We start from the raw sequence: 10,728 nt of genomic DNA, 5'->3' as shown, positions 1-10,728 counted from the left end.
ATAGCTACGTGGGAGAAAAATGGTGTTACTGATTTTACTGAGGTAGGAAAAGCCTTGTTAGAATGTGGAATGCCAACCCCTTATGATACTGATCCAGAAAGCAGAAAGCTCAGCTACAATGCAATAGCAACCATAGAAGCTTGTATGATTCAATCAGGTTTTCGTGATAAAGTGGGGGGAGGGACTTGGTGCGAGAATCATAAAGCCGAAAACCTTCCCATTTGTCGTCCAGGCGCTGTTGTTCCACAGCGCAGTGTCAAGAAGCGCTTAAACAGCCCTTTTTGTAAAAAATATAAAAATAGTCGCAAATGCCAACCTTAAGTCTTGCTGTTTGTGATGATCAACAATCCGCCATCCTTGCCTTCGCTTGGAATGGCGGGATTGTTTCCTAAACCAACCATTTCAATATTGTTCACCGTTGTTTTAAGCAGCGGTGACAGAAAATATCAACAGGTTTATGAGCTGTTTTATCGTAAAGAACCCCACTGAAGGAGGGGAAGAATGAAGAAAGTCTTGCAATTATTGAGCGGCATAGCTCTGTTAAGTATAGCTGGATGTGAGTATAAAGCTGAGGTTCCCTTATCAGCTTGGGAATTATGGGATAAGCCTGGTGCAAATACAATTGATATAGGGAAAGCGCTGTTAGAATGTGGCATGCCAACACCTTATAATCGTGATGAATACAACAGAAAGTTAGACGGAAATGCGAACGCATTAATTGAAGCTTGCATGGTTCAAGCAGGTTTTAGATATAAATCCGGATATTTGAGTTCGTGTGAGTTTTTTGATGCTCGTTTTCCAATTTGTCATTCAGGTGCTGTCATTCCTCAAAGAAGTGTTAAGAAACGCCTGAACAGCCCCCATTGTAAAAGAAATAGAAACAAGCCTGAATGTCTACCGTAGTTTTTTGATGATGGTATGATTAAGAGTAATCTTTAGTTTTTTTATCTTTTGCATAAGTGTGTGGGCCAATTGTATCGGCACTCAACATGTTTCAAATTGATATGGACAGAGGAATATAAAACATCGACAAGCTTATAAGCAATCTTATCATAAAAAATCATTGAAGGAGAGAAAAAATGAAAGCAACTTTAAAGTTATTGAGTGGATTGGCTTTGCTTATTATAGCTGGATGTTTTCCAGGTCCTTACCAGGCTGTGGATGTATTAGAGAAGCTAGGAGAAGATAAGATTGAGATTAAAAAAGCACTATTAGAATGTGGAATGCTGAATCCTCATGATGATTATATGATGGATTATAGAGAGTTAAGTATAAATGCGAATACATCTATTTATGCATGTCTAACTCAAGCAGGTTTTCATAGTAAATTAGGAGGGAAGTGGAGAGATCGGTGTAGAAATTATAATGCCGAAGATCTTCCGATTTGTGTGCCAGGTGCTGTCATTCCAAAACGAAGTGTCAAGAAGCGTTTAAATAGCGCTTATTGCCAAAAATATAAAAATGCGGATGAATGCCAACCTTAAGCACTGTTTGTGATGATCAACAATCCCCACACTCACGTTTTTACATGCCTGTGCGGGATTGTTTCCTCAAGCAACCATTTCAATATTGTTCACCGTTGTTTTAAGCAGCGGTGACAGGAAATATCAACAGGCTTATGAGCTCTGTTTTATTGTAAATAAATCCATTGAAAGAGGGGAAGAATGAAGAAAATCTTAAAACTGTTGAGTTGTATAGCTCTGTTAAGTATCACTGGATGTGTTAACTCAATTCCCTCACTTTCTCCAGCATTATGGAGAAATAAAATACTTTTAGAATGTGGAGTACCGGACCTTAATAAGGTTGTGGCGTTAGATTTGAATCAATTTGCCAGTATTGAAATGTGTATGGCGCAATCAGGTTTTCGCCCTAGCTTTACAATACAAGATTGGTGTGAAAATCATAAATCGGACAACCTTCCCATATGTCGTCCTGGTGCTGTCATGCCTCAGCGAAGTGTTGAGAGACGCTTAAATAGCCCTTATTGTAAAAAACATTCAGAACAACTTGAATGCAAACCTTAAGTCTTGCTTCAGCAGAGAAAGCTTTGAATTTACACCAAATAAAGCTCCAGGTTGATGAGCTTGAGAAAGCCTTGTCCGTTCTTACGTGACAAGGTTTTCTTTTTATGCCGCGTCACTTTGACGTTGCTGTTTTGCTTGCTCGATGACATTCAAGAGATCTGATTGTAACCAACGGGATAAAAAACCAAATTTTAAAGGTTTTGGGAGAGAGCCATTGGTTACATGACGGCGGAATGTTGAGACACTCATATGAAGCAATTTTGCACTTTCACGGTCTGTCAAAAGAATATCATTTTCTGTCATACTAAAATCCTTTCTATCAAAATGAGAACAAATCATAACCATTTATTAACCACATTTTGGTTCATTTAGAAAGATGTTTTATTCATAGAAAACAATATTTTATCATATAATTTCTGATGTGATAATTTATGAGTCTTATTGAGAAAGAATGAGAGAGAAGAGAGCTAAAGTTATCCACAGATCATGGGGTTATGCACCCCATATCTTAAGATTGACCCGTGACATATGCCGCCCATTTCTCCATATAGACACGGCGCTGTTCTAGATAGTCAGTGCGACGATAGGCACGCTCTACTTTACCACCTACCGTATGACTTAGAATGGTTTCAGCAACCTCATAGGGGGCATCGGTTGTTTCAGCGAGCCAATCACGTAAACTAGAACGAAATCCATGGGGGCATGCCTCAATTTTATTGTCTCTCATATATTGAGCCATACAATTTGCAGCGAGGGGACCCCGACCGGTTGCAGAAAAGAAGAAATCATTACGAGAAAGCAAGCGCGCTTGTTTTAAGATTTCTAATGCTTCTGATGATAGAGGCACGCGAAACTCTTCTGTAGTATCACGTCGACCTTTCATATTTTCAGCAGGGATTGTCCAGATATCGCCATCAACTTGGTCTTTATGAATATGACACAAAGGGTTGGTACGAACGCCTGTCAAAATAAGCAAACGCAAAGCCAGTTGTGTTAAGGTTGATGCTTCGCAAAGTGTTTTATAAAAGGCAGGGACATCTCTCCAATCCATAGCTGGAAAATTTTGCGTTTTATGGTGTTGTTTACCTAAGAGAGCGCGTGCTTTTTCTGTTGCTTGTAAATCAACATCCAAACCCAAAGCAGCCGCATGTTTGAGACAAATATTAAGGCGGGTAAGAGCTTTATCAGCTGTTGCTGCTTTTGTATGCCAAATGGGAGCAAGTGTATTGCGTATCTCTGTTTGTGTAATCTCTGAAACGGGGAGGCAACCTAATTTGGGGAGAATATGGAGTTTTAAGGGTAAAAACCAACGCCCATCTTTACCATCTCCTTTTAGTTCAGCTTTACGGCTTTCAAAAGCATCCAACGCGATATCTTTTAAATAATGGAGATTACTTATTGCCTCACGCTTTTGTTTATTGCGTTCTTTAATGGGGTCACGACCTTCACGAAGAACAGAGCGCCACCCAGTTGCCAATTCACGGGCTTGTTTTAAAGAGACATCTCTCAAGGCACCCAAGCCCATTTCACGGCGCCGCCCATGAATGGTAAAACGGTAAATCCATTGAGCACCTCCATCTTTACGCTTATGAAGTAACAAGCCGGCACCATCATTATATTTGCCAGCTCCCAATGTTGCGACAGCCCTTGCATTAAGACGGTTCATAAGAGCCATTTTTAGTCCTTTCTTATACAAATTTTATCCATACACTCATCCCACTTGTTATGTACAAATGAGTGGTTTTAGTTGATTCAAGATAAACAGATTTGAAATGAGAGAATCTTACGTTATTCGGGATTCTAATTCAATATGAATAACGCTATATTATCATTATAAATCAATGTGTTATCTGAGTTCTGATCAACATCATAAGTTTGCATTGGAGTGTAAGGACCATGTTTCTTTAGAGCCTTTGTTATCATCAGAGCAGCAAGGAACGCCGGTTTGTTACAGTTATTTTGATAGGAAATTACATCTTTATCCCACGCCGGATAAAGCCTATCAGATTCAACTCATTCTTTCTCCATTGCGTTTATCAGAGATAGAGAGTGTTGATGAGGAGCATCCATGGTTTGTGCACGCGTTTGATTTGATTAAGGCGCGTGCAAAATATGAACTGTACAAGAATATTCTTAAAGAACCCGATTGTGCAACGGCAGCGTACAATGACTTTAACGAACAGTTGCATGAATTGCGTGCAGAGACGTCTCAACGTCATAACGTCACTCGAATAATTCCGACGGATTTCTAATATGGTTTATTTTCCAATCGCTGATTACAGACCAGATGTTGCGGTTGTCAACGGCAGTTTTACGGATATGCTTGTGAATGTTTTACCGGCTGATGGCTGTTACATTCCGATGCCTAATGCAATGGTAGTGTCTCATGCTTTAGAAGAAAAGCCTTTGGGTTCAATAGCGTTTAGAAGTGGCAATGGTGTTAAGATAATCGTAGGAGGCAAGCAAAAGCTTTACAGTTATGATAGTCAAACGAAGGGTTGGAAAGACATCAGCCAAAGTGGTGTGACGTATCATGCAAATGAAGAGAATAAATGGTCGTTTGCTCTTTTTAAAAACATGGTTATTGCGGTGAATAAAAATGATAAACCGCAAGTTTTCAAGGTCCTTAGTTCTGAACGGTTTGAAGATTTAGAAGGAAATCCACCGAAAGCAGGATTGGTTAAGGTTTGGGGACCTTTTGTTTGTTTGATGCAATTGACAGATAATCCCAATCGCATCCATTGGTCTGGAGAAGGCGATGAAACTCTATGGGAGACTCAATATAATGTTAGTGGTTATATGGACTTCCAAGATGGAGAATACGTTCAGGGGGCAACAGAAACAACCAATCCCCTTATTTTTCTTCGTTCCGCTATTTATGCTGGTTCTTTGACGTTAGGTTCCAAAAGCCCGTTTGTTTTTCAAAAGATCCAAGACAAGCGTGGAGCGCGCAGTGCAGCCTCTATAGCGTGTCGAGGGAGTGATGCTTTTTTTGCGAGTGATGGTGGCTTTTATCAGATCAGTGCTGATGGTCAACTTTTGCCGATAGGCTTTGAGAAGGTTGATAGAACGGTTTTTAAAACTTTTGATAAATTTGCTCTTGATGAGATGCAAGGAGTGATAGATCCCATTGATAACCGGATTTACTGGTCCTTAAAAAGAGGCAATAACGAGCAAACGACCTTTGTTTATGATTGGGGCTTGCAGAAATGGTCGACGCTACAGGGAAAACTTTTCACGTTGTTTCCAGTATTTACGACAGGTTATACTTTAGAACAGTTAGATGAGATTTCAATCAATCTTGAGGCATTGTCGGCTTCTTTAGACAGCCCTCGTTGGCAAAGTGGCGCGCCAATGCTTGGTGCTTTTGATGATAACAATCGGCTTGTTATGTTTACGGGAGCACCAATGGAGGCAACGGTTGTTTCACAAGAAATGGGAGCACCAGATGGAAGTTTTAACTTTATCACGAAAGTATTTGCCGAAGTTGATACGACGCAAGGTCTTTTAAGCATAGGAGAGCGTCGGCTTCGCAATCATCAGACACCGATTACATGGCACCAAGAGAGGGCATGTTCATATGTCACGGGCGCTTATCATGGTCGTTCGCGCAATCGTTATCACCGCTTTAAATTGCGTATTCCTGAAGGCGTTCATTGGAACCATAACACAGGGTTTAATGTGGATTTACGTCCTTTAGGCAGAGGATAATGGCAAAAGTTTTTTTGACCACGTCTTGGGATATGGAGCGTATAGCGCCTTATCTGGAAGACATCATTGCGTCGTTTCGCGAGTATGTGGAACGTTTTAAACATGAAATCACGTTGCAAGAGCTCATTGAAGCGATTTGCAGTGGCAAGAAACAGTTATGGCTTGTTTTGGATGATGACGAGCGCTTTTTAGCGGCATTCACGACCCAGATACAGCAGACAGTTTTAGGAAAGAAGCGCGCACTGATTTGTGAATGTAGTGGCAAGGGCGTTCTTGATCAAATTGATAATTTGACATTTGTAGAGGATTGGGCGCGTGAGAATGGCGCTTCTGAAATGGAGATCTTGGGTCGTTTGGGATGGAAACGTGCACTGAACAAACAAGGTTATGGCATAACGATGCTTTATTATAAGAAGGAATTGTGACATGGGGAGCAGTAGACCAGCAACGACAGAACAGAAGCAGGTACAAACAAGCGCCCCTCCCGTTTGGATGCAGAATGTCTTTAAGCGTGGGGGTGCAGATGCGTATAACATGTATGACACAGGGATGGGTGGTAATGTGTATGGGGGACCTCGTGTTGCACCTTTAAGTGCTCCAACTTATCAAGCAATTGGAGGTCTTGGAGCTATTCCTCATCAGTATCAGAATTATATGAATCATTTGATGAATACTCCAACATCGTCTGCGAGAAACCTTAACTGGATTGCATCTGGTGGTTTGATGGGACCGAATTCTCAATTTGATGAGGAACTTAAAGAGGGCTTAAGTGAAATAAGAAATAGTATTAATCGACAGTTTTTAGGTAGTGGTCTTTATGGCTCTAGTGCGCATAACAATGAGTTACAGAGGGGGCTTAATGATGAATTAGCTCGTATCAAGTATCGCCAGCGTGATAGAGATTTACAGCATATGATGCAAGCCAATTCGATGATTGATCAACTAAATGAAAACCGCTTAGGCATGATAGGCAACTTATTCCCCTCTTATAATAATGCCTATTCGAATATGTTGCAGGGGTCATCTGTTCTTAATGACTACAATCAACGCCTTGTTGATGCCAATAGAGAACGTTGGCTGGAACAAGACAATAGCGGTTGGAATAGGTTGAATATGCTTATGAACGCCGGTCATGGCTTCGCAAGAAATTACGGCACGACGACGAATAATGTGTCAGAATCTAAGATGCATGGTAACGACCCTTGGAAGAACGCTATAGGGATTTTAGCTAGTATTGCTAATTTTGCAGGAAAAAAGTGAGGTAGTTATGCAAAATAGTAACGATAACATTTTATCAAGACTTCTTAAGTCTATGCATGTAATGAGCCAATATGTACCACGTATACGTTTCAACGATCTAGAAGACGCCAAACAACAGGCAAATAATTTACCTTATTTAACCCCTTCTTCCCCTATAGCAACTTTTGGTTCACAATCAAATCCTTTAGGTTTAGCTAAAAATACTTCACCTTTACCAGATGTAAGTTCGTCTTTAAGATCGGCAGGCAGAAAACCGTATGTACCGTCTTCAGTCCCTTCTTTACCAGTAGCGACCTTTGGTTCACAACCAAATCCTTTAGGTATTGAACCTTTGCCTAATGCAATTGAAACTTCAGATTTGGCATCATTGAAACCAAAGCAGTCTCAATTACCAGAGCCTATTTCATCTGTAGAACCACAGAAGTCTGTACAGCCACAACAGAGTACTGTTCCTCACCAAGATACTGGTTCTCAACAGAGTTTTTGGGATTACTTGCGTAGTCCTGAGTTTTTACAAAGATTATCAGATTATGGGATTGGTTATGCATTATCAGATGGGACGATAGCACAAAGTTTAGCGAATGCAGCTATGAATCTTCGTCGTGGTGATATGGAAAGAGAAAAAAGAGGACAGGTTAATCAGACCGTCGAATACCTAAAATCTAAAGGGTACAGTGAAGAAGAAGCTGCTATTATGGCACGTAATCCGCAAATGCTTAGTGCGATGCTAACAGGTGGTGATAAACCTCAGTTAGATAAAGGTTATGAATGGGATCCCAATTCACAACTAGGTGAACGTAGAGCGAGACCGGTTAAGGGGTCGATGCAGGAACTTGAGTATAATCAAAAACTACAAGCCCAGAAAGAGTGGGAGCATAAAAAGAGAAAAAATATGCTTCTCACCAAACAGCAGGCACGCATAGGAATAAATGCTATTCAGGATGCTATTAAAATTATAAAAGAAGGCTTTGCGACAGGATTTGTTGGGTGGGGATCGAGAAATGTTGGAGGATCTCCTGCATATGAATTAGAAAAATTATTTGATACGATTAAGGGTGGTGCTTTAAAGGCGGTATTTGAGAGCTTAAAATCGATGGATCCTAAAGGAAATCTTAGTGTTGGTCCTATATCAGATCAAGAAAGCCGTAATATGATAGCGACTTTTGGTTCTTTGGATGCTGGACGTAAGGAAGAAGGATTATTAAAAACTTTAGGAATGCTTGAAAAAACATTAGTTGCTTTAAATAAACTTGATGAGACCCAATTATATAATTGGGTAACAGGGCAGCCTATCAATACGCCTAAAGAAATCTCTGATCAATATTTCGCAGATTCGCCGATGTCACAAGGAGGTAGTGAAAATATTCCTATAGTGAAAAGTACAGAAGAGATTGCAGCTCTACCAAAAGGACAAAAATTTTTTATTATTGATGCCAATGGTAAAGCGGTTCCTTTTATAAAATAGGTTGTGCTATGTATGAATATAAGAATTATGATAAATCACTTCTTCCAGAATGGGCTAGGAAATATAAGGTAATTGGTCCACCCCAAGATATTTCAAATATTCAAACAGCTACAGATTATCCTGAATATAAAGATTATGATAAATCACTTCTTCCAGAATGGGCTAGGAAATATAAGGTAATTGGTCTACCCCAAGATATTCCAAATCATTCATCTTTTGCAGATTTTCATGGCAGTCAAGACCCCAAAACTACAACAGATGATTTTTCATTTGATGATAAAGATCTTACGTGGTGGGATGCACTAAGGAGTCATGGGATATCTGGTTTGACAGCAGGGTATAGTGATGAGATACAAGCGGCGAATGAAGCAGGTTTTACGGATTATTGGCGTGGTGATAAGAAAGCAGTAGAGGTTTATAACAGAAGAGTAGCCAAGGAACGCGCTTACCAAAAAGCCTTGGAAGAGAAATATCCATGGTTGTCTTCTGGTGCTTATATTGCTGGTTCGATTTTACCAACAGCACTTTCATTTGTCCCTGCGCTTAGATTTTTGAAAGTAGGTACTGCGGCATCAACATTTGGAAATCTTGGTAAGGCGGCAGTTTTAGGAGCAGGTTCTGGCGCTTTGCATGGTTCTGGTGCGGGAGATGGTCTTTATGACCGCCTTGCTTCGGCAGGGATTGGTAGTGGGATTGGAGCAGTTGCTGGTCCTGTTGGTTCTCTTGCTGGTACCGTTGTTTCTTCAGGATTGAATAAAGCGTTAAGAAGCATGCAAACAGCTCCTTTTGTAAGAAGGCATTTTAATCCTGCTCATAAGGAAGTTCAAACTAAAGTAGTCAGAGAAGTTGCAAAAACATTATATGATGATGGTGTTGAGAATGTTGCTGAACATCTTGCAAATGCACCACGCCATGCATTTTTGACAGATATTAGTCCGAATTTAGAAGTATTGCTTGCGAATATGGGGACAACAAATACGCGTGTTTCTGAACTTTTGAAAAGAGCCCATGAAGGACGGATGCAGGGAGCAGTTCAGCGCCTTGGTCAATCGGCAGATGAAAACATTACCCCTCTCCAAGATACGAAAGTTTTAAAAAGGTTGCTTAAAGAGCAAGGGGAAGAAGCACATGGTTCTCTCTATGCACAAGCCTATCGTACTCCAATAGAAAAAAGATATTATCCAGCTCTTAATAGGCTTTTTAAACAAGAAGGATTTCAAGACGCTCTTAAGCACGCTGTCAAAAAGTTAGAAAGAGACCCCCGCACAGCAATACCTCAACGATTCTATGCAAAAGAGTTTAGCCATATCAATTATAAACCTACAATGGAGTTACTAGATCGAAGCAAGAAATCCCTTGATGTTTTAATCAGAATGAATCGAAAGCTTGGTGATGAAGAAGGGGCTTCTACATATCAAATTTTGAAGAACAATTTGGTAAAAATAACGGATAAAATTTCCCCTACTTATAAAGCAGCTCGGGGTAGCGCAGCAAAATACAAAGGCTTTGCAGAAGCTATAAGCCAAGGCAAAAAAATTGCAGAAAGAGATGTATCTGGAGAGGGGATTGCAGAAGGTCTTCGTAAAGGAGCTATGCCGGATGGTCTCAATACTTATCGCGTAGGGATGCGAGATTATATCGATGACGTATTAGAAAAATCCCGCCCTGTTAATACACTTTCGAATATTTTACAAACGGGTAGCGTGTCTAAAAACCTTAGCAGGTCTTTAAATCCTAAAAACATTAAAGCGTTTAGAAAAGCTGTAGATGACGAAAGGTTCTATGAAGATGCGGCGCAAAGAGCACTAAAGCCATTTCAAGGAACGCCAGAGGCTTCTCCTTTAACAGGTGTTCATATTCCGTATGGAAAAGTTAGTACAGCACGTGCTGGGGCAAAAATTACTCAAAATATTTTATCTGATACGATTAGAAAATTGCCTCAAAAAGAGAGACAAATATTTGAACGGGATATAGCAAAGTTAGCAACTTTTGGCGTTAAGGGTATGAACCAGCAGGAAGTTGCTCAAATGGTACAAAGATTTATACGATTACATAAAGCAGGAATTGGTAATGAACGTTTCTGGCACTTTGTTTCTTCGGCACTGATGGGAGAAGCGGGCAGATTTGCAAGGAGTAAAATCTATGGCTAGATATAACCCTTCAGTCGATCAAGCGATACGGCAAGCAGCAGCGCGTTATGGTTTGCCAGAGAGTTATTTGTACCGTGTTGCGCAAGTGGAAAGTGGAGGCAATCCGAATGCAAGGAAT

The 10,728-nt window shown here is 40.4% G+C and carries 12 protein-coding genes and 1 pseudogene; 11 read left to right on the top strand and 2 right to left on the bottom strand.

Going from position 1 to position 10,728, the window contains the following annotated elements:
• The 4 genes from ACFIKX_RS10335 to ACFIKX_RS10320 form a co-directional block, all read left to right on the top strand.
• The coding region (locus tag ACFIKX_RS10335) for a hypothetical protein (protein WP_375628939.1) at positions 1-321 on the top strand (321 nt) is incomplete at its 5' end.
• A gap of 180 nt (positions 322-501) precedes the next feature.
• Positions 502-903 (top strand): hypothetical protein, encoded by a 402-nt coding sequence (locus tag ACFIKX_RS10330; RefSeq protein ID WP_026500687.1) that lies wholly within the window; start codon positions 502-504, stop codon positions 901-903.
• A 176-nt stretch (positions 904-1,079) separates the two neighbouring features.
• Complete coding sequence (locus ACFIKX_RS10325) at positions 1,080-1,484, top strand: hypothetical protein (RefSeq protein ID WP_375628937.1); 405 nt, start codon at positions 1,080-1,082, stop codon at positions 1,482-1,484.
• A gap of 180 nt (positions 1,485-1,664) precedes the next feature.
• Positions 1,665-2,024 carry a hypothetical protein gene (locus tag ACFIKX_RS10320; protein WP_375608402.1) on the top strand — a complete coding sequence of 120 codons (360 nt, stop codon included), beginning with the start codon at positions 1,665-1,667 and terminating at the stop codon, positions 2,022-2,024.
• A 102-nt stretch (positions 2,025-2,126) separates the two neighbouring features.
• Here ACFIKX_RS10320 and ACFIKX_RS10315 read toward each other — a convergent pair whose 3' ends face one another.
• Positions 2,127-2,327 carry an AlpA family transcriptional regulator gene (locus tag ACFIKX_RS10315; RefSeq protein ID WP_007347209.1) on the bottom strand — a complete coding sequence of 67 codons (201 nt, stop codon included), beginning with the start codon at positions 2,325-2,327 and terminating at the stop codon, positions 2,127-2,129.
• Positions 2,328-2,532: 205 nt separating this feature from the next.
• Positions 2,533-3,699: a tyrosine-type recombinase/integrase gene (locus tag ACFIKX_RS10310; protein WP_375628936.1), complete on the bottom strand. Its 1,167-nt coding sequence runs from the start codon at positions 3,697-3,699 to the stop codon at positions 2,533-2,535.
• A gap of 172 nt (positions 3,700-3,871) precedes the next feature.
• On the opposite strand from ACFIKX_RS10310, the pseudogene ACFIKX_RS10305 reads away from it, so the two are divergent.
• The 7 genes and pseudogenes from ACFIKX_RS10305 to ACFIKX_RS10275 form a co-directional block, all read left to right on the top strand.
• Positions 3,872-4,276: pseudogene (locus ACFIKX_RS10305) on the top strand (hypothetical protein); the annotation flags it as partial.
• 1 nt (position 4,277) lies between these two features.
• On the top strand, positions 4,278-5,735 hold the full coding sequence (locus ACFIKX_RS10300; protein WP_375628934.1) for a hypothetical protein: 1,458 nt from the start codon (positions 4,278-4,280) through the stop codon (positions 5,733-5,735).
• Positions 5,735-6,160 (top strand): hypothetical protein, encoded by a 426-nt coding sequence (locus ACFIKX_RS10295; RefSeq protein WP_375628933.1) that lies wholly within the window; start codon positions 5,735-5,737, stop codon positions 6,158-6,160. The genes ACFIKX_RS10300 and ACFIKX_RS10295 overlap by 1 nt, the downstream gene beginning before the upstream one ends.
• 1 nt (position 6,161) lies before the next feature.
• On the top strand, positions 6,162-6,995 hold the full coding sequence (locus ACFIKX_RS10290; RefSeq protein ID WP_375628931.1) for a hypothetical protein: 834 nt from the start codon (positions 6,162-6,164) through the stop codon (positions 6,993-6,995).
• A 7-nt stretch (positions 6,996-7,002) separates the two neighbouring features.
• On the top strand, positions 7,003-8,460 hold the full coding sequence (locus ACFIKX_RS10285) for a hypothetical protein (RefSeq protein ID WP_375628930.1): 1,458 nt from the start codon (positions 7,003-7,005) through the stop codon (positions 8,458-8,460).
• A gap of 8 nt (positions 8,461-8,468) precedes the next feature.
• Positions 8,469-10,610, top strand: a complete 2,142-nt coding sequence (locus ACFIKX_RS10280; protein ID WP_375628928.1) for a glycine zipper family protein — start codon at positions 8,469-8,471, stop codon at positions 10,608-10,610.
• Positions 10,603-10,728 (top strand): transglycosylase SLT domain-containing protein (locus tag ACFIKX_RS10275; RefSeq protein ID WP_375628941.1); only part of this gene is annotated, 126 nt, incomplete at its 3' end. The genes ACFIKX_RS10280 and ACFIKX_RS10275, both read left to right, overlap by 8 nt.

The sequence above is a fragment of the Bartonella sp. CM86QHHN genome, assembly GCF_042194695.1.
GTDB lineage: Bacteria > Pseudomonadota > Alphaproteobacteria > Rhizobiales > Rhizobiaceae > Bartonella.
The sequence above is the reverse complement of the archived record's forward strand: the minus strand, read 5'-3'. Positions and strand labels throughout refer to the sequence as shown.

Coding starts and splice junctions, on each gene's coding strand:
- ACFIKX_RS10315 (WP_007347209.1), bottom strand. CDS start 2,327: ATGACAGAAAATGATATTCTTTTGACAGACCGTGAAAGTGCAAAATTG.
- ACFIKX_RS10290 (WP_375628931.1), top strand. CDS start 6,162: ATGGGGAGCAGTAGACCAGCAACGACAGAACAGAAGCAGGTACAAACA.
- ACFIKX_RS10295 (WP_375628933.1), top strand. CDS start 5,735: ATGGCAAAAGTTTTTTTGACCACGTCTTGGGATATGGAGCGTATAGCG.
- ACFIKX_RS10325 (WP_375628937.1), top strand. CDS start 1,080: ATGAAAGCAACTTTAAAGTTATTGAGTGGATTGGCTTTGCTTATTATA.
- ACFIKX_RS10330 (WP_026500687.1), top strand. CDS start 502: ATGAAGAAAGTCTTGCAATTATTGAGCGGCATAGCTCTGTTAAGTATA.
- ACFIKX_RS10285 (WP_375628930.1), top strand. CDS start 7,003: ATGCAAAATAGTAACGATAACATTTTATCAAGACTTCTTAAGTCTATG.
- ACFIKX_RS10310 (WP_375628936.1), bottom strand. CDS start 3,699: ATGGCTCTTATGAACCGTCTTAATGCAAGGGCTGTCGCAACATTGGGA.
- ACFIKX_RS10320 (WP_375608402.1), top strand. CDS start 1,665: ATGAAGAAAATCTTAAAACTGTTGAGTTGTATAGCTCTGTTAAGTATC.
- ACFIKX_RS10300 (WP_375628934.1), top strand. CDS start 4,278: ATGGTTTATTTTCCAATCGCTGATTACAGACCAGATGTTGCGGTTGTC.
- ACFIKX_RS10280 (WP_375628928.1), top strand. CDS start 8,469: ATGTATGAATATAAGAATTATGATAAATCACTTCTTCCAGAATGGGCT.